Origin of the sequence: Rhodococcus sp. WWJCD1 (assembly GCF_002258735.1) — a bacterium.
GTDB lineage: Bacteria > Actinomycetota > Actinomycetes > Mycobacteriales > Mycobacteriaceae > Rhodococcoides.
Genome location: NZ_NOXY01000018.1, coordinates 40,028 through 57,136, shown reverse-complemented (window position 1 = coordinate 57,136; position 17,109 = coordinate 40,028). Strand labels below are relative to the sequence as shown.

General features: G+C 64.4%; 18 protein-coding genes and 2 pseudogenes. 12 read left to right on the top strand and 8 right to left on the bottom strand.

Translation table 11 applies throughout. The features are described from left to right. Positions 1-168, top strand: a pseudogene (locus CH286_RS28200) (succinyl-CoA--3-ketoacid-CoA transferase); the annotation flags it as partial. A gap of 71 nt (positions 169-239) precedes the next feature. Here CH286_RS28200 and CH286_RS12175 read toward each other — a convergent pair. After that, the gene (locus CH286_RS12175) at positions 240-1,088 is read right to left on the bottom strand and encodes an aldo/keto reductase (protein ID WP_094609330.1); all 849 of its coding nucleotides are present in this window, start codon (positions 1,086-1,088) and stop codon (positions 240-242) included. A gap of 54 nt (positions 1,089-1,142) precedes the next feature. Here CH286_RS12175 and CH286_RS12170 point away from each other — a divergent pair, with 54 nt between their 5' ends. From CH286_RS12170 to CH286_RS12150, 5 genes are all read left to right on the top strand, one after another. Next, the gene (locus CH286_RS12170; protein ID WP_094609329.1) at positions 1,143-2,816 is read left to right on the top strand and encodes a phospholipase D family protein; all 1,674 of its coding nucleotides are present in this window, start codon (positions 1,143-1,145) and stop codon (positions 2,814-2,816) included. 67 nt (positions 2,817-2,883) lie between these two features. Next, entirely contained in the window at positions 2,884-3,837 is a 954-nt protein-coding gene (locus tag CH286_RS12165; RefSeq protein WP_032404624.1) for a 1-phosphofructokinase family hexose kinase, read from the top strand. Then, positions 3,834-4,583, top strand: a complete 750-nt coding sequence (gene surE / locus CH286_RS12160) for a 5'/3'-nucleotidase SurE (RefSeq protein WP_037149093.1) — start codon at positions 3,834-3,836, stop codon at positions 4,581-4,583. The genes CH286_RS12165 and surE overlap by 4 nt, the downstream gene beginning before the upstream one ends. A gap of 88 nt (positions 4,584-4,671) precedes the next feature. Beyond that, positions 4,672-5,724: a M4 family metallopeptidase gene (locus CH286_RS12155; RefSeq protein ID WP_255182640.1), complete on the top strand. Its 1,053-nt coding sequence runs from the start codon at positions 4,672-4,674 to the stop codon at positions 5,722-5,724. Between the two features lie 10 nt (positions 5,725-5,734). Next, positions 5,735-6,016 (top strand): protealysin inhibitor emfourin, encoded by a 282-nt coding sequence (locus CH286_RS12150; RefSeq protein WP_052065549.1) that lies wholly within the window; start codon positions 5,735-5,737, stop codon positions 6,014-6,016. 45 nt (positions 6,017-6,061) lie between these two features. Here the strand turns inward: CH286_RS12150 and CH286_RS12145 are convergent. From CH286_RS12145 to CH286_RS12135, 3 genes and pseudogenes are all read right to left on the bottom strand, one after another. Further along, positions 6,062-6,736: pseudogene (locus tag CH286_RS12145) on the bottom strand (NADPH-dependent F420 reductase); the annotation flags it as partial. Between the two features lie 22 nt (positions 6,737-6,758). After that, on the bottom strand, positions 6,759-8,249 hold the full coding sequence (locus CH286_RS12140; protein WP_094609327.1) for a flavin-containing monooxygenase: 1,491 nt from the start codon (positions 8,247-8,249) through the stop codon (positions 6,759-6,761). Positions 8,250-8,276: 27 nt separating this feature from the next. Then, a complete protein-coding gene (locus CH286_RS12135; protein ID WP_032404619.1) occupies positions 8,277-9,143 on the bottom strand; it encodes an SDR family oxidoreductase in 867 nt (288 codons plus the stop codon). 73 nt (positions 9,144-9,216) lie between these two features. Between CH286_RS12135 and CH286_RS12130 the strand changes: the two genes are divergently transcribed. After that, the gene (locus tag CH286_RS12130; RefSeq protein WP_032404618.1) at positions 9,217-9,861 is read left to right on the top strand and encodes a TetR/AcrR family transcriptional regulator; all 645 of its coding nucleotides are present in this window, start codon (positions 9,217-9,219) and stop codon (positions 9,859-9,861) included. A 23-nt stretch (positions 9,862-9,884) separates the two neighbouring features. Here the strand turns inward: CH286_RS12130 and CH286_RS12125 are convergent, their stop codons facing one another. After that, complete coding sequence (locus CH286_RS12125; RefSeq protein ID WP_032404617.1) at positions 9,885-10,886, bottom strand: EamA family transporter; 1,002 nt, start codon at positions 10,884-10,886, stop codon at positions 9,885-9,887. A gap of 39 nt (positions 10,887-10,925) precedes the next feature. Between CH286_RS12125 and CH286_RS12120 the strand changes: the two genes are divergently transcribed. Both CH286_RS12120 and CH286_RS12115 read left to right on the top strand, forming a co-directional pair. Beyond that, the gene (locus CH286_RS12120; protein WP_032404616.1) at positions 10,926-11,459 is read left to right on the top strand and encodes a CGNR zinc finger domain-containing protein; all 534 of its coding nucleotides are present in this window, start codon (positions 10,926-10,928) and stop codon (positions 11,457-11,459) included. An 82-nt stretch (positions 11,460-11,541) separates the two neighbouring features. Next, a complete protein-coding gene (locus CH286_RS12115; protein WP_141215839.1) occupies positions 11,542-11,853 on the top strand; it encodes a hypothetical protein in 312 nt (103 codons plus the stop codon). A 357-nt stretch (positions 11,854-12,210) separates the two neighbouring features. Here the strand turns inward: CH286_RS12115 and CH286_RS28195 are convergent, their stop codons facing one another. From CH286_RS28195 to CH286_RS12105, 3 genes are read right to left on the bottom strand one after another with little or no spacing between them, the layout of a single operon-like run. After that, positions 12,211-12,525 carry a hypothetical protein gene (locus tag CH286_RS28195; RefSeq protein ID WP_255182639.1) on the bottom strand — a complete coding sequence of 105 codons (315 nt, stop codon included), beginning with the start codon at positions 12,523-12,525 and terminating at the stop codon, positions 12,211-12,213. Positions 12,526-12,564: 39 nt separating this feature from the next. Beyond that, positions 12,565-12,981 (bottom strand): hypothetical protein, encoded by a 417-nt coding sequence (locus tag CH286_RS28190; protein ID WP_255182638.1) that lies wholly within the window; start codon positions 12,979-12,981, stop codon positions 12,565-12,567. After that, complete coding sequence (locus tag CH286_RS12105; protein WP_032404614.1) at positions 12,978-13,178, bottom strand: hypothetical protein; 201 nt, start codon at positions 13,176-13,178, stop codon at positions 12,978-12,980. Before CH286_RS12105 ends, CH286_RS28190 begins: the two co-directional genes overlap by 4 nt. A 469-nt stretch (positions 13,179-13,647) precedes the next feature. On the opposite strand from CH286_RS12105, the gene CH286_RS12100 reads away from it, so the two are divergent. Genes CH286_RS12100 through CH286_RS12090 form a run of 3 tightly spaced genes read left to right on the top strand, consistent with a single transcriptional unit; the run spans position 13,648 to position 17,106 of the window. Then, positions 13,648-14,769 (top strand): ABC transporter ATP-binding protein, encoded by a 1,122-nt coding sequence (locus CH286_RS12100; RefSeq protein ID WP_032404613.1) that lies wholly within the window; start codon positions 13,648-13,650, stop codon positions 14,767-14,769. 37 nt (positions 14,770-14,806) lie between these two features. Beyond that, entirely contained in the window at positions 14,807-16,183 is a 1,377-nt protein-coding gene (locus CH286_RS12095) for an ABC transporter substrate-binding protein (RefSeq protein WP_094609326.1), read from the top strand. Then, on the top strand, positions 16,180-17,106 hold the full coding sequence (locus CH286_RS12090) for a metallophosphoesterase (RefSeq protein WP_080734310.1): 927 nt from the start codon (positions 16,180-16,182) through the stop codon (positions 17,104-17,106). The genes CH286_RS12095 and CH286_RS12090 overlap by 4 nt, the downstream gene beginning before the upstream one ends. The last annotated feature ends 3 nt before the right edge of the window (positions 17,107-17,109 follow it).

Below are 17,109 nucleotides of genomic sequence, written 5' to 3'. Positions count from 1 at the left end.
GACGCCTGCACTCTGCCTCTCACCGGCCAGGGCGTCGTGGATCGCATCATCACCAACTTGGCCGTCATCGACGTCGTCGGCGACGGCACCCTCGAGCTGATGGAACTGGCACCCGGCGTGACCACCGAGCAGGTCACCGCCGCAACCGGATCGACCCTGAAGCACTGATCGAACGACAGTGGGCTCGAACAACTGTGGGCCCGAACGTCCGAAGACGTTCGGGCCCACAGTGTTACGTGCTAGTCCGGAATCATGTCGAACGTATCCGGATTCGGTCCGGTACGACCCTGCTCACCCTTGTCCAGTGCCGTGATGGCATCGACATCGGCGGAGCTGAGCTCGAAGTCGAAGATCTCGAAGTTGGCCTTGACCCTCTCCGGCGTCACCGACTTCGGGAAGATGATGTTGCCGCGCTGAATGTGCCAGCGGAGCACCACTTGTGCAACGGATTTGCCTGCCGCATCGGCGATTCGCTGCAGTTCCGCGTCGTCGAGGACGTTGCCCTGAGCGATCGGCGACCACGCTTCGGTGGGGATGGCATGCTCGCGGCCGTAGGCCCATACGTCGTTGTTGACGAAGTACGGGTGCACCTCGATCTGATTCACCGCCGGGACCGTATCGGTCTCCTCTGCGAGGCGATCGAGGTGGGCGGGCTGGAAGTTGGAGACACCGATGTTGCGGGCGCGGCCGTCGGCTGCGAACTCCTCCAACGTCTTCCACGTGGATACGAAATCGCCGTCGTAGCGAGTGGGTAGGGGCCAGTGGATGAGGAAGAGGTCCACGTAGTCGGTTCCGAGGTCGCTGAGCGTCTTGTCGAATGCCTTGCGCGCGTCGTCGGGCCGGTGAAAGCCGTTGTTGAGCTTGCTGGTGACGAAGACCGATTCGCGATCGATTCCGGAGTTACGGATGCCCTCGCCGACCTGCTTCTCGTTGCCGTACATCTCGGCGGTGTCGATGTGTCGGTAGCCGATCTCGAGCGCCGTTTCGACGGCCTTCGCGGTCTCCTCCGGGTCGATCTGGAAGACGCCGAAGCCGAGCTGGGGAATCTGCTTGCCGTTTCTGAGCGTGACGTTGGGTACCTGAGTCATATCGCCGGGGTGCCCGCCCACTCTCGCCTTCAAACCGGGTGAAATGATGCGTGCGTGATAGTGCAGCGCATCCGGCGCGTCGTAGACGGAGTTGCCGAGAAGTTCGGCCGGTCCACCTCCGCTCTGATTGCCCCCGAGCGCCACTTCGACCCCGCGCACCCGTGGTTTCTCACCGCGCCCGAGCGGGGCAACGACGACACCCGAATTTCGGCGTGGACCGAGGGCAACCGCGTCGAGAATCTGGTGCACGGCAAGACCTACTTCGCTGCACTCGCACGAGCCCTCGAGCAGACCGAGCGCGACGATCTGGTGCTCTTCACCGATTGGCGCGGCGACCCGGAGCAGCTGCTCACCGACGACGGCGTGACCGTCGAAGATGCCCTGGCCGCCGTCGCGCACCGCGGTGGCATCGTCAAGGGCATGGTGTGGCGCTCCCACATGGAGACCCTCGGTTTCACCGGTCCGAAGAACCGCAAGCTCGCACTGCGGCTGGAGGAGGCGGGCGGCGAGGTCATCCTCGACCAGCGCGTGCTGACGCTGGGCAGCCACCATCAGAAGTTCGTGGTCGTGCGGTACGGCAGGAAAGATCTGCCCGACGTCGCGTTCGTCGGTGGCATCGACCTGGCCCGTGCCCGACGCGATGACGCCGATCACTTCGGCGATCCTGTCTCACGTCCCTTCCCGCCCGAGTACGGCGAGATTCCCGCGTGGCACGACGTGCAGGTGCAGATCGAAGGCCCGGCGGTGCGGGACGTGGAAGACGTCTTCCGTGAACGCTGGGAAGATCCGGCGGCACTCTCCCGTTTGCCATGGCACGCGATACCCGACCTGCTGCGCGGAGTCACGCGCGAGCCGTCGGAACTCCCTCCCGCGGCGGCACCCCCGGAGCCCCTGGGCACGTGCTCGGTGCAGCTGTTACGTACCTACCCCCGCCGGCGCCCCGCCTACCCGTTCGCCACGAAGGGCGAGCGCAGCGCGGCCCGCGCGTACGCCAAAGCTCTCGACAGGGCCACCGAGCTGATCTACATCGAGGATCAATATCTGTGGTCGGTCGACGTCGCTCGCGTCTTCGCCGCGGCATTGCGCCGGAAGCCGAACCTGAAGTTGGTGGTGGTGGTCCCCAAGCACCTCGACGACGACAGCAACTTGACCATTCCCTCTGCGCTGCTGGGACACTCGGCTGCACTCGGGGTCATCCGCGCGGCCGGCGGCGACCGCGTTCTGGTACTCGACATCGAAAACGACCGTGGCATACCGGTATACGTGCACTCGAAGGTCTGCATCATCGACGACGTGTGGACCGCGGTGGGATCGGACAACTTCAATCGCCGCTCCTGGACCCATGATTCGGAGTTGACCGCGGCCATCGTCGACGAGCAGCGCGACGATCGGGCGCCGTTGGACCCGGCAGGCCTCGGCGACGGTGCCAGAACCCACGCACGGAACCTGAGACTCGAACTGATCCGCGAGCACCTGGGACGGGCCGACGGCGACGACGCAGACCTCGTCGACCCGCAGCAGTTCTTCGATGTGGTCTCGGCCAGCGCGACCGCTCTCGACAACTGGCATCGCAACCCGTCCGCCAAGTCCCGGCCCGTCGGCCGACTGCGCAGGCACGAGATCTCGGTGCCGCCCGTCTGGCAACAGCGACTCGCCGCACTCGCCTACCGCTTGTTCGTCGACCCCGACGGACGACCCATCGGGATGCGCCTGCGTCGTCGATTCTGAAGACTTCTTCGACCGGCCCTTCCCGCTCTGTCCGTTTCGGACCTGACAAATCGGGCATTCGCGATCGGTGCCTTCCTCCTCTCGTACACCCACTGCCCTCGTCTTCGCACCGTCTCCACTGTTGACGGTCACTCTCGACGCCGCCCCGAACGGCAGTACCGAACTGCACGTCCACGCGGGCGGTCAGGGTCACTGGATCGCGCGAATGGCGTCGGTGCTCGGTCTCGATGTCACGCTCGCGGGGGTCTTCGGCGGCGAGATCGGTGCAGTGCTGCGCGGCATCGTCGAGAGTGAGGGCATCTCCGTCGTCTCAATCGATATCGGCCAGGAAAGTGGCTCCTACGTGCACGATCGCCGCAGCGGAAAGCGTGAGGTACTGGCCACGGTGGACCCACCGCCGCTGGCCAGGCACGCGCTCGACGATCTGTTCGGTGCCGCGCTCGCCACCGGTGCCCGCAGCGACGTCGCGATCCTCGGCGGTCCGCATGCCGACGACATCGTGCCGGCCGAGGTGTACGAGCGGCTGTGCGCGGACCTACGCGCGCTCGATGTGCCGGTGGTAGCCGACCTGTCGGGACCGACGATGCAGGCCGCTCTCACCGGCGGTCTCACGGTGCTCAAGGTCAGTCACGAGGATCTCATCGCCGACGGCGGTGCCGAGTCCGAAGACCCGAAGCACCTGATCGACTCGATGCGAAAGATGCACGATGCCGGTGCCGAGGTCGTCGTGATCTCACGAGCAGGGGACCCGGCGTTGGCTCTGGTGGAGGGCGACGTACTCGAGATCGTCACCCCGGGTCTGCAGATGGTCGACCACCACGGCGCAGGCGATTCGATGAGCGCCGGAATCGCCGCCGGAATCGCCCAGGGAATGTCGATGCAGGAGTCGCTGCGGCTGGGTGGAGGCGCGGGCACCGCCAACGTCACCCGCCGCGGCCTCGGTAGCGGCCGAAAAGATCTGGTACTCGGGCTGACCGAATCGGTGGACGTGCGTCCGTACAGCAAGGCGGGCAAGAAATGAGAGCCCTGATCACCAACGACGACGGCGTGCACAGCGCAGGCATCGCCCTGCTGGCACGGGTCGCCCTCGATGCCGGCCTCGACGTCGTGGTGGCCGCGCCCCACGAGGAGCGCAGTGGTGCCAGCGCTTCGTTGACGGGAATGGGCGTCGACGACCACCTCGGTATCGAGATGACCGAGATCGACGGGCTACCCGATGTGACGGCCTATGCGGTGCAGGCCTCGCCTGCCCTCATCGCGTTCGTCGCCACGAGGGGGGCCTTCGGCGACGTGCCGGACCTCGTGCTCTCGGGTATCAACCACGGCCCCAATACCGGTGCTGCCATTCTGCATTCGGGAACGGTGGGTGCGGCGCTGACTGCCCTGACGCACGGGGTTCCTGCCATGGCGTTGTCGTCGCTCGCCACTCGGCCGTCGCATTGGGAGACCGCCGAACACGTCGCACACCTGGCCGTGACATGGATGGTCGCGCACCTGACGGTCGATGCCGTGGTCAACGTCAACATTCCCGACGTTCCCCTCGCCGACTTCGCCGGAATCGTCCCAGCGTCACTGGCTCGCTACGGCGCGGTACAGGCCGAAATAGGAGACCGCGGAGAAGATTTCGTCACCGTCCGGTTCGACGCGATCCGAGCCGAGGACGACGATTCCGACGCCTCCCTACTGGCCCGGAACTGGGCGACCGTCACCGCACTGCGTCCCCCGAGCGAGGTGGACCGCGTCGATCTGTCGACGATGTGCGAGTGAGCTCTGCGCCGAGGAACGAGAATTGTCGGTGCCCTCGGGCACACTGGAACACATCACCACATATGCCACGGACCTAGGGGGTCACCGCGTGACGTTCCATTCTGTAGTTCCTCCGTTTCTGCTCGAACGGCTCCAGGGGGCCGGTGCCCGCGCCACGCTGCTCGCCGACCGTGAGATGCGGGCGGGGCGAGAAGTCGTCCAGGCACGTACCGCCATCGCGCCGCGGACCGGCGGCACACTCGAACGCACGATCGCCGACGCGAAATCGACTCGCGACCTCCCGGGCCAGCAGGTTCGCGCCGAGGGTGAGGATCCCACCGGCGATGCCGCGACCGACGAGGCATACGACGGTCTCGGCGCGACCTACGCGTTCTTCGACGAGGTCTACGGCTACTCGAGTCTCGACGGCAGTGGCCTGCCCCTCGACGCGACGGTGCACTACGGCCAGGACTACGACAACGCGTTCTGGGACGGCTCGCGCATGGTGTTCGGCGACGGTGACGGCGAGGTGTTCGCTCGATTCACCGTCTCACTCGGCGTCATCGCGCACGAGCTCGCGCACGGGTTCACGCAGTACACCACTCCGCTCGAGTACAAGGACCAGGCCGGCGCACTGAACGAGTCGATCTCCGACGTCTTCGGCGCACTCGTCGAGCAGTACACCGCGAAGCAGAACGCCGAGGACGCGTCGTGGCTGATCGGTGAAGGTCTGTTCCTTCCCGCCGTTCAGGGGAAGGCTCTGCGCTCGTTGCTCGAGCCCGGCACCGCGTACGACGACGATGTGTTGGGCAAGGATCCGCAGCCGGCGAGTATGGACGATTTTGTCGTCACCACCGAGGACGAGGGCGGGGTGCACATCAATTCGGGTATTCCCAACCGGGCGTTCGCCGTTGCCGCGACCACTCTGGGAGGTCCGGCGTGGGACCGCGTCGGGCAGGTCTGGTTCGACACGATGACCGTCGGCGGACTCGCACCGACAGTGGACTTCGCCGGCTTTGCCGCCGCAACACTCGCGGCGGCGAACAAGCGATTCGGAGCCGGGTCCGACGTTGCCGAGGCTGTGGCCACGGGTTGGTCTACCGTGGGGGTGAAGACAACCGGGGTCGAGCCCATACCTAAGCCGAACGATGATCGGGTGTGATCGAGGGCAGATGAGCCTGCGCATCGAGGTACTACGAACCGGCGGCGTCGCTGGAATGTCCAAGCGTGGCATCGTCGAGACCGACGAGCCGGAATGGCAGTCGTTGGTCGAGGCCGCGCAGCCGTACCTTGCCGATCAGCAGGCCACCGACGCGGCCGAGTCCAACGCCCGCGACACATTCGTCTGGAGCGTGTCGGTGGGCGAGCATTCGTGCCGAGTCGGGGATTCTGCCCTGACCGGGCCCTTACGCGACCTCGCGGAGCGCACACTCCGCGAGGGCCGCGTCAGGTAGTTCAAGGCAGTTGTAGTCGACACAGACCTGTAGTCAGCCCAGCTGTCAGGCTTTCCACTCCTCGGTGCGTTCTTCGGTTGCCTTGCTCAGCGCCTCGACGGTGGCGTCGACTCCGAAGTCCTTGCCGTAGACCGGCGAACCCGGCTGCTGTCGCCAGGACTCTTCGAGGGTTCCGGCATCGACCGGGTCGAAGCCGAGCTCGTCGATGACCGAGAACACGAACTTCTTCGAGTCGTCGTCGTTGCCTGCGATCGGAAGCGCGATGCGCCCGTCGGTCCCGGCCGGTACGCCCTTCTCGAGCAAGTGCTTGTACCAAATTCCGTTGAAGGCCTTGATCACCGGCTCACCGAGTTGTTGGGCGACCCAGACACTTTCGGGTGTTCCGCCTTCGATCTCCTCGATCAGCCCGTCGCGCTGCTGCGGGTAGTAGTTGTTCGTTTCGATGATCGGCGCTCCGGGCTTGCGAGCACTGGTGATTCCTGGAGCGAGATCCGGAACGTTCTTCTGCGGGATACTCAGAATCACGAGGTCGGCATCCTGCGCGGCATCCGCGGCCCACACCGCGGTCGCTCCGGTTTCCGCCGCCAGGTCGGCGAGAGTCTCCGGATCACGCGAGTTGGAGAACCGAACCTCGTGACCGAGTGCTGCGAGTCGGCGCGTGAGCGTGCCGCCGATCTGTCCAGTTCCGATGATGCCAATTTTCATGTCCGGAACAAACGATCCCGGACGGGATCTATTCCCGTCAGGAACCGACCGCGACCTTCGAGCGGGGCCGCCCGAACTTCATCGCCTTGTCCACGAGCTTGCCGTACCGCAGAACCGGCAGGTCACGGAAGTAGTTCATCCGCAGCTTCCACGGAGTTTCACTGCCCTGCCTCGGGAAGTTGTCCACGGCCCGCAGTACGTAACCGGCGGCGAAGTCGAGAAACGGCTCTTCGTCGACGGAGGGATCGCGTTCGAGCTCGACGGTGCTGTACCCGTTCTCGTCCATGTGCGCGAGAAGTCGCATGACGTAGTTCGAGACCATGTCGGCCTTGAGTGTCCACGACGCGTTGGTGTATCCGACCACAAAAGCGAAGTTGGGGATGCCGGTGAGCATCATGCCCTTGTAGGCCATGGTGCTGGGCAGGTCCACGTCTTCACCGTCGACGCGGAACGTCGCGCCGCCGAGTGCGGACAGGTTCAATCCCGTTGCAGTGACCACGATATCGGCGTCGAGGTGCTGGCCGGACTTCAGCTTCAGGCCGGTCTCGGTGAAGCTGTCGATGTGATCGGTGACGATCGACACCTCGTCCTTGCGGATCGACCGGAACAGATCGTTGTCGGGTACCAGGCACAAGCGCTGATCCCACGGGTTGTAGGACGGGGTGAAGTGGGTGTCGAGGTCGTATCCCTTCGGCAGCCAGCCCTCCTGCAGCTTCCGGATCCGCTTCTTCATGAACTCCGGGTACTTCTGACTCAAGGTGAAGATCAACATGGCCATCGACACGTTCTTGAGCCGAGTCACGCTGTACGCCAACTTCTTCGGCAGTCGCTTCCGCAATGCCTGCGCAATCGGGTCCTTGGACGGCAGCGAGAGGATGTAGCTCGGCGAGCGCTGCAGCAGGGTCACGTGCTCGGCATCGCGAGCGAGATTGGGTGCCAACGTGATCGCCGTTGCCCCACTGCCGATGACGACGATCTTCTTGCCCGCGTAGTCCAGATCCTCGGGCCAGTGCTGCGGGTGGATCACCTGCCCACCGAAGTTCTCCTGGCCGACGAATTCGGGACTGAATCCCTTGTCGTAGTTGTAGTAACCACTGCAGGAGAACACGAACGACGCGGTGATCGTGACGGTCTCGTCGGTGTCGCTACGCTGCGCAGTCACCGTCCAGAACTGCTGCTCGGACGACCATTCGAGGGCGACGACCTTGTGGTGGTACCGAATGTGCTTGTCGACGCCGGCTTCTCGGGCAGTCTCGACGATGTAGTTGCGAATGTCGGTACCGTCGGCGATGGACTTCTCGCCCATCCACGGCTTGAAGCTGTACCCGAGGGTGTACATGTCGGAATCGGAGCGAATGCCGGGGTAACGGAACAGATCCCACGTTCCACCGATCGCCCCGCGGCTTTCCAGGATGGTGTACGTCTTCCCGGGCAGATCGTGCCCGAGGTGACGCGCGGCCCCGATACCGGACAGGCCGGCACCGATGATGAGGACATCGACCTCGGGGGTAGTCAGTACGGCAGTCATATCAGCAACGATTCCTTCGGTGGGGGGTCAGCTGGTCTTGTTGCGAGCGCTCTCGGACCTACCGAGGCGAGCTACTTCTTCGTCCATCTTGGGCAGGATGGTCGGCACGTGCGCCAGCATGCTGCGATCGCCGACGCGCGAGGTGATGACGGCCTTGAACCAGGACGCTGCACCCACCCAGCGCGGTACGTACACGCGACGCTTGCGCTTGGCCAGGCCGTCGACGAAGGCGTCGACGCACTGCTCGACGGTCATTGTCTTGCCGAGGGGGCCGGGCAGTACCGCAAGCAAGTCCTGGAATGCCGTGAGATCGGATTTGGCGTCCTGCACCATCGGGGTGTCGATCCACGCCATGTGAGCCGAGCCGACATCGACCCCTCGGTAGTTCACTTCCAGCCGAAGCGCATTCGCGAAATGCTCGGCCGCAGCCTTGCTCGCGTTGTAGGCCGCCAGACCGGGGCAGGGGGTGAACGCGGCCAGCGAGGAGACGACGAGGATGTAGCCGTTGCGTTCGATCAACGACGGCAACGCAGCGCGGACGGTGTTGAACACGCCCATCACGTTGATGTCCATGACGCGTTGGAACGTGGCCGGGTCCACCTGCATGATCGAGCCGTAGCTGGCGATTCCTGCGTTGGCGAGCACCAGATCGATGCCTCCGAACGCCTCGATCCCGCCGTCGACGGCGCGCTGCATGTCGTCCAGATTTCGGACGTCGGCGACGAACGCTTCGGCCTTCAGCTGCGTCGCCAGCTCTCGCAGCGGGGCCTCGTCGACGTCGACGAGGACCAGCCGGGCACCTTTGCCGGCCAGGTCGCGCGCAGTGGCGGCACCGATTCCCCGTGCTGCTCCGGTGATCAGAACCACCTTGTTCCGTAGCGTCGACGCCGCCATGTGCTCCCCCTCGATCCGAATGCTTGTCTGCGAACACTTTGCATCTGATACCGAGCGGTGTCAAGATCTGTGTGTGACCATCCATCACAGTGAAGTCGGCCGCACCTACCGAGGTGCCGATCCGCAGCAGCGGCAACAGGAGCGTCGGATCCGCCTGCTCGACGCAGCCGTCGAAGTATTCGGCACCACCGGATACCGGACGGCGACCGTGGAGAAGGTGTGCAACGAGGCCGGGCTGACCAAGCGCTATTTCTACGAGTCCTTCACCAACAGCGAGGACTTGTTGATGGCCACCTACGCCCGGGCGACCGACGCGATGCGCGAGAGCATCCTCGTCGGAGCAGCCGCAGAGCGGGATTCCAGCGAACAGGTGCTCAGAGGGGCACTCACCGGCTTCTTCACGTTCGTCGCCGAGCAGCCGAAATCGGCTCGCATTGCCTTCGTGGAAATCCTCGGCGTGTCCCCTACCGTCGACGCGCTGTACCGCAAGACCACCACCTCGTTCTCCACGACCGTGCTACAGGTGGCCGAGACCGTCGGGGCCAGCCGCGGCCTGGCCGGGCCGAACCGTCGAACATTGGCGATGGGCCTCGTCGGCGCGGTCCTCACCATTGCTCAGCAATGGTTGCTGTCCCCCGAACGCGAACCTCTCGAATCCGTGATCGCGAGCGCCCACACCATCCTGGCCGCGGTGGTGTTCGGACGCGTCGACGGCTAGCGGCAGGGTCGGAACCGGAAAGCTCAGGCTCTGCTCTGCAGCGGCTCCACCGGGGCATCCGCGGTGGATCGTTCGCCGGATTTGACGACGACTACGCCGAGCAGGATCAGCGCGCCACCGGCGAGTTGGATCGGCGCCGGCGCTTGACCGAGTAGCAGCCACGCGAACACAAGTGCCGCAACAACTTCCATCAAACCCATGAACGACGCCAACCGCGAACCGAGACGTCGACCGGCTGCGATCCCGAGGACGTAGGCAAGCGCTGCCGTCACCACTCCGAGCCCGACGATCGGAACCCACCACGGAACGACGGCATCGACGAAGGTGACGTCGGTCAGCGGGGCTGCGAACGGCACGATGCCGACGAGTCCGGCGACGAGCAGGATCAGCCCGCCCGTGAGCAACCCTCCGCCTGCGAGCACGATCGGCGGAAGTCCATTGGTCTCGTCGGCAGAGAGCACCCAGTAGACGGCAGCACCGGCCATCGCGCCGAGCGCCCACAGCACGCCGACAGTGTCGACGTCGGCACCGGAGATCAGGTCGAGCACGAGCACCAGACCCATTGCGGCCAACAGCGCACCCACCAGGGTCGAGCGGCCGGGGCGTTGGTGATGGCGGAACCACATCCACCCGATGACGGCTACCGGCGAGGTGAACTCGATGAGCAGCGCTACACCCACTTCCATGCGCCCGACCGCGTTGAAGAAGGCGAGCTGACAGCCGGCGACTGCGAACGCTCCGTACGCCGCGATCAGCTTCCAGTTCTTGGCCAGCAAGCTCCAGCGTCCACGCAGCGCCAGGATCGACGGAATCAGCAAGACCGCGGCGGCGAGCAGGATTCGCGCGGTCACCGCTGCGCCTGCAGTCCAGCCGGCATCGAGCAATCCCGTGGCCAGCGAACCGGAGAGCCCGAACGACGCGGCCGAGAGCAACGCGAACCCGAGCCCCGAAAGCCGGCGCGAGCGCGCAGCAGCGTCATGCGTGGCCGCGAGGTCCACCGTCGTGTCATGAGTGTAAGCCGTCATGACATGTGACAGTAGAGACCGACTTGGTAAGGTGTCAACATGCTTTTTGCTCATGACGCAGAACTGTCGCTTCTGTCCGCCGTGGCATTGGTCAATTCCGCCGAGGATCCGGACACGTTGACCACACGCAACGAGCTGGCCGAGTTCTTCACCGAGCAGGGCTACTCCGGCCGCTTCGACGGCGACGACGCCGAGCTCGAGGCGGTGAGGGCATTACGGCCGACCCTGCGCGCTCTGCTCACCAGCAGCCGCGAAGACGCCGTGGTCGAGGTCAACCGACTGCTGGCCGAGTCCTCGGCCCTGCCGCGACTGGTCCGCCACGGAGACCTCGACTGGCACGTTCACGCTGTGGCCGACGACAGTCCGCTCGCCACCCGCATCGTTGTCGAAACTGCGATGGCGATGATCGACGTCATCCGCGCCGACGAGCTGTCCCGCTTCGACGTCTGTGCAGATCCGGACTGCAACGGGTTGGTTCTCGATCTCTCACGCAACCGCTCACGCCGGTTCTGCAGCACGACCTGCGGCAACCGAGCGGCAGTTGCCGCCTACCGCGCACGTAAGGCCCAGTAGCGGAGCGCTTCGCAAGGCCGACGGCATAGTCGACGGACTTCCGGGTATCCGGGGATGGAACTTAGCGAGAGGAACATCCCCCATGGTCGAGAAAAGGCCTTCCAAGACAAGCTGGGCACGTGCGGTCGAGAACATGTTGGCCGTCATCCTGATTTTCGCTGGAATCGCGGCCGCAGGCGGTCTGATCGCCGCCTTGGCGGGCGGCTTCGAAGGGTGGGCCATCGTTGCCGGTGTCACCGTCGTCGTGCTGTTCGGTGCCGCGTTCTTCGCCGTTCGAGACGGTGCCCGACGCCGCGCTCGTGAAATCGACACGGTCGTCTACGCACCCGACAGCACCGACCAATTGTTCGACGTCGACCCGAACACCGGTGAGCGAACCCCGCACCGCGAATAGTTCGACGTACTGTGCTTTCGGTGAATCACGAGGTCATGATGGCACCGATTCGAGACGGACGTTCGAATCGGTTCCGAGAAAGGACACCCCCGACGCGGTCTCGACGATCGACCCGACTCAGTGAATCCATCGGACCGTTCGGGCAGTGGCCATCGCCACCGCACGTCGTTCGATTCTGTGGTGGCCACGAGCGCGTTCTCCTCGAACGAACAAGCGGTGTTGCCGACGGTCGTCTCGGACGCGTACGGACCGCGCAGCGTCCACACGTCCGCACCGCCTGCGTCGACGACGGTTGTGTCGGAGGTCAATTCGAGACCGTCGAGCGGCGTTCCGGTACGGGGATCGAAGAATGTGGCCTCACCGCCGAGGGTGACAAGGCCTCGTCCGTCGGACACGTGAATCAGCGGCCTCCACGCCGTCCCAGCCCGCGAAGGACGTGATCGGGCGCGACCACGTTCGATCGAGAGCGTCCGGCGAACCACCGTGCAATACCGATTCGCCGTCCTCGGGGTTGCCCTCGAGCAGGAAGACGGACTGCCCGTCGCTCTCGATGGCGTACGGGAACCAGGCTTCGGAGATCGGCGTTCTCCGTGCCTCCCCGTCGTCCACACCGATCCTCACGATCGACGGGACGTCGGAATACGAATCCAGACAGACGATGTCGTTACCCACGGGCTCGCTTGCGCACTGGTCGACACTGCCGGGTGACTTCTACCACCGGATACTCCCGTCCTCGGCATCGATGGCCACGAACTCGATCGAATCCACGGAATACGACCGAGGATTCGGCAGTCCCGCGGCAGTGACGAGAACATCACCGGCGTCGATCACCTCGGCGACACTCGAATCGAATTGCAGATCTGATGCAGGAGAACGGAATGCGGCGAATTGGCGTCCGTAGACGGCCTCGGCATCGATCTGCCACGTCGGTTCGAGGACGGGCCCGGCCAATGCCTGCGTGGTTGTCGTCTCCTCCGAGAACGTCGGTGTCATAGCCTGGACGTCCGACGGCTGTTCGACGGGAACATCCTGCATCGATACCACGACGACTGCGGCGACGACGGATACGGCGGCAACAGCCACCGCAACTCCGGCGCGGATGGTGGACCTTCTCTGCGAATCAGTCATGGCCACTGCGCAATCGGAGCCTGCGCCACAGCATCGAGCACCTCGAAAGACAGTGGTTCCGGCAACACCAGCGGTGCGTACTGGGTGGGGTCGAGGTCGACCGTCGAGCGGACCGACACCTGCACCCCGGACGGTCGTGTCACCGTCACCGAACGCGTGAGCTGTGTGGTGCCGTCCTCGGAGACGAAGCTGTTCATTATGTCGGCGTCATAGCTTTCGGGGCCGTACGCGGACTCTGGATCGTAGGGATCGAGATTGCACCCTCACTCGACGGGGGCAGCCCGACCTCCGAACAGCCCGGGAATTTCACCGGATACGTCGATCGGCTCGGACACAACATCGGAATCACTGACTACACAGCCGACTCCGGTGATCGAAGCAGGCCGGCCGCGCTCACCCGAGGGCCACCACCGTGACGATGACAGAGATCTGGATGATCGCATTGTATCTTCTACTGTCGGGCACGAGACGACAATCCAGACCCAGAGGAAGGTTTCGGCGCTGTTGCGTTGACGATCGGTTGAGTGCGACAACCTATCGTTCCGGCTCAACGAGGTTGCTCTGCGTTCTGCTCGCCGCGACGACCGCGTTGCGTTCACCTCCGATACACCAGCGGGTGTTGGCATATGGCCATCGATTCGACAGCACTAGGTGAGGGGTTGTGCGGTGGGCCGTATACAGCTCGAGTCCGTATCCAAAAAGTTCGGCAGCAGCGATGCGTTGACGGAGATAGATCTCGATATCGCCGACGGCGAATTCCTGGTTCTACTCGGACCGAGCGGCTGCGGGAAGTCGACCCTGCTTCGACTGGTCGCAGGCCTGACCCAGCCGACCGGCGGCCGAATCCTGCTCGACGGCAAAGACATCACCGTCGTGCCGCCGCGTGACCGAGACCTTGCGATGGTGTTTCAGAGTTACGCGCTCTATCCGCACCTGAGCGTTGCCAAGAACATCGGCTTCCCGCTTCGGTCACGCAGATTCTCCCGTAGCCGTATTGCGGATTCGGTGGCCGCCGTTGCCACAGCCCTCGATCTGAGTGAGCTGTTGTACAGACGACCGGCCGAGCTCTCCGGCGGGCAGCGGCAGCGAGTTGCTTTGGCGCGGGCCATGGTTCGAGATCCAGGCGCATTTCTGATGGACGAGCCCCTGTCCAATCTCGACGCCAAGCTCCGCAGCGCCACCCGCACCGAGTTGATCGAACTGCATCGGCGGATCGGCACCACCTTCCTCTACGTCACACACGATCAGGTCGAAGCGATGACGATGGCGACGCGAATCGCACTGATGGACAACGGCCGCATCGAACAGGTCGGCACACCTTCCGAGCTCTACGACACCCCGAAATCGGTTTTCGTGGCCGGATTCCTCGGTGCCCCGCCGATGAACCTGTTCGACGCCACCGTCACGGCGCATCGAGGCGAACTTCACGCCGTGGCTCCAGGAGTGAACATTCCCCTGGGGATCGAGGCGGGCGCACATACCGATCAGCCGGTCACAGTCGGCATCAGGCCGGAGAAGATGCACATCACGGACGCACCCGCTCGCCTACATGCCGACGTCACGACGGTGGAAAACCTCGGCAGCGAGGAGCTCGTCCACGTTCTAGCAGGCTTGAACACATTGTGCATCAGAGCATCTCGCCCGTCCCAGGCCTGCGTGGGAAACCCGATCTCCATCCGGGTCGAGCCCACGGACGTGCATCTGTTCGACCCCGAAACCGGGCGACGCCTGATCTGGGCACCCGAGGACACACCTGCCCGAGACCGATCACCGCTCTACGTCGCCTGACCATCCCTCTCGTCTCATCGAACGGAAAGTGCAGACAGTGAAACGCATTCTCATCGGATCGGGAGCGCTGGCAGTGAGCGCTCTGCTGTTGACTGCCTGCGGAGGACTCGGCAGTACCTCCGCCCCCACCTCGACAGCAGTACCGGCATCTATTCCAGAACTCGCCCCTGATCAACCGGTATCTGTCGTCTTCGAGAGCTACAACTACGGGCTGGCCGGCGCCTGGACGGACACGTTCGACGCCCTGATCTCCGAGTTCGAGAAGCAACATCCGAACATCACCGTCACCGCGCAAAAGCCTCAGGGCAACAGCCCCAATCCCGCCACCGACACCGTGTCGAGTATCCAGAGCCAGATGGTCGCCGGGGCACCGCCGGACGTGGCGCAGCTCGGTTTCAGTGACCTCGACTTCACCATCCACCAGCTGGGCGCGAAGTCGCTCGACGATCTCGTCGGCAAGGACGAGGTACAGCGCAACTTCGACGGCGTACGGCACCCGTACGCCCCTACTGCGCGAGCACTTGCCGACTGGGACGGCACGACATATGGAGTGCCGTTCGTCTTCTCCACGCCTGTCTTCTATTACAACGCAACACTGTTCGAGCAGGCCGGTCTCGACCCGGCGACTCCGCCGACCACGTGGGACGAGGTGGCCACTGCCGCATCGACCATCGCGTCGAAGACCGGTAAGGGCGGGGTGTATCTGGACTGCCTCACCAAATCGGCCAAGGACTGGTGCTTCCAGAGCCTGGTTCGGTCCAACGGCGGTCGAGCGATATCGCAGGACCGGTCGACGCTCGAGTTCGATGCAGAACCTGCCGTCGACGCCACCGCCATGGCCCGCGGACTCGTCGACGCCGGGGCCACGCCGAAGCTCAGCCAGCAACAGGGGTACGAAGCCTTTGCCCGCGGCGACATGGGAATGATCCTCGAAACGAGCGCAATACAAGGCACATTCATCAAGGGCGCGAAGGACAAGTGGGACCTGCGGGCCACCACGATGCCGTCGTTCGGCTCGAAGCCCGTCGTACCGACCAACTCCGGGGCGTCACTGTTCACCTTCGCCTCCGACCCCGCGAAGCAGCGTGCATCCTGGGAGCTGATCGAGTTCCTTACCAGCGAAGAGTCCTACATCGCGATCTCGAAGGGTATCGGCTACCTGCCCTTGCGTACCGGTCTCGTCGACGATCCCGACGGTTTGAAGAAGTGGGCCGAATCCAACCCATTGATCGAACCCAACCTGACGCAGCTGGAAACGATGGAGCCGTGGGTGTCGATGCCGGGCAACGACTATCTGCAGATCCGGGACGGCATGATGGACGCCGTCGAATCGATCGTGTACCAGGATGCAGACCCGGCTGCGACATTGACTGCCGCTCGCGAGCAGGCCGCGACACTTTTGCCCGCGTCATGAGGGGGTTGGGAGTGGAGCCCGCGGAACGACCCCAGCAGGCAGGAGTGGAGCCCGCGGAACGACCCAAGGGGGCAGGATTCACGCTCGTGCAGTTGAGCGACACGCATCTGCGGGCCGAAGGAGAACTTGTCCACGGAAGTGTCGATACATTTGCCAATCTGACGTGTGTTCTCGACATGCTCGCGGCCTCCGGGCAGCGCATCGACGCGATGATCTTCTCCGGTGACGTGGCCGACGACGGTGATCCGGCCGCGTACCGTCGACTGCGGGGTGCTGTCGATCCGGTGGCCGAATCACTGGGTGCAGCAACGATCTACGCGATGGGAAATCACGACGAGCGGGCGGCGTTCGGTCGCGAGTTACTCGACGACCCTCGGGCGTCGGACCCGGATCGCACGTTCGACTCGGTGCAGGTCGTCGACGGAGTTCGCATCGTCGTCCTCGACAGCTCGACACCGGGGCGACACGACGGCCGGATAGATCCACATCAACTACTCTGGCTTGCAGAGGTATTGGCGGTGCCATCACTTCGTGGCACGATCCTGGTGCTGCATCACCCGCCCATTTCGTCGCCGGTGGTGACGGTCGACTATCTGAGGCTGCAGAACCCTGCTGACCTCGAGTGCGCGATTGCGGGATCGGACGTGCGGGTGATCGTCTGCGGCCACGCCCACCACACAGCTGCAGGGTCCGTCGGCGGTGTTCCGGTGTGGGTCGGTCCTGCGATGTCGTACCGTGTCGACACCTTTCCCCCGGCCGGGCGGCACCGAGGCCTCTCCGGGTTCGGCTTCACTCGCATAGACCTGCTCGAATCCGGTTTCACCGCAACCGCCGTCGAGGTGGCGCCTGCCGCCACTGTGTACGACGAGTCTCGGCAATCGGTACTCGACAAGCTCGCCCATCTCTCACACCAGGCCGGGTGAGAA

What these genes read in the sequence shown, in the direction of transcription:
- CH286_RS12125 (WP_032404617.1), bottom strand. Translation starts at nt 10,886, where the DNA reads ATGACGGCTTACACTCATGACACGACGGTGGACCTCGCGGCCACGCAT.
- CH286_RS12140 (WP_094609327.1), bottom strand. Translation starts at nt 8,249, where the DNA reads ATGACTGCCGTACTGACTACCCCCGAGGTCGATGTCCTCATCATCGGT.
- CH286_RS12120 (WP_032404616.1), top strand. Translation starts at nt 10,926, where the DNA reads ATGCTTTTTGCTCATGACGCAGAACTGTCGCTTCTGTCCGCCGTGGCA.
- CH286_RS12135 (WP_032404619.1), bottom strand. Translation starts at nt 9,143, where the DNA reads ATGGCGGCGTCGACGCTACGGAACAAGGTGGTTCTGATCACCGGAGCA.
- CH286_RS12115 (WP_141215839.1), top strand. Translation starts at nt 11,542, where the DNA reads ATGGTCGAGAAAAGGCCTTCCAAGACAAGCTGGGCACGTGCGGTCGAG.
- CH286_RS12105 (WP_032404614.1), bottom strand. Translation starts at nt 13,178, where the DNA reads ATGAACAGCTTCGTCTCCGAGGACGGCACCACACAGCTCACGCGTTCG.
- CH286_RS12175 (WP_094609330.1), bottom strand. Translation starts at nt 1,088, where the DNA reads ATGACTCAGGTACCCAACGTCACGCTCAGAAACGGCAAGCAGATTCCC.
- CH286_RS28190 (WP_255182638.1), bottom strand. Translation starts at nt 12,981, where the DNA reads ATGACTGATTCGCAGAGAAGGTCCACCATCCGCGCCGGAGTTGCGGTG.
- CH286_RS12150 (WP_052065549.1), top strand. Translation starts at nt 5,735, where the DNA reads ATGAGCCTGCGCATCGAGGTACTACGAACCGGCGGCGTCGCTGGAATG.
- surE (WP_037149093.1), top strand. Translation starts at nt 3,834, where the DNA reads ATGAGAGCCCTGATCACCAACGACGACGGCGTGCACAGCGCAGGCATC.
- CH286_RS12090 (WP_080734310.1), top strand. Translation starts at nt 16,180, where the DNA reads ATGAGGGGGTTGGGAGTGGAGCCCGCGGAACGACCCCAGCAGGCAGGA.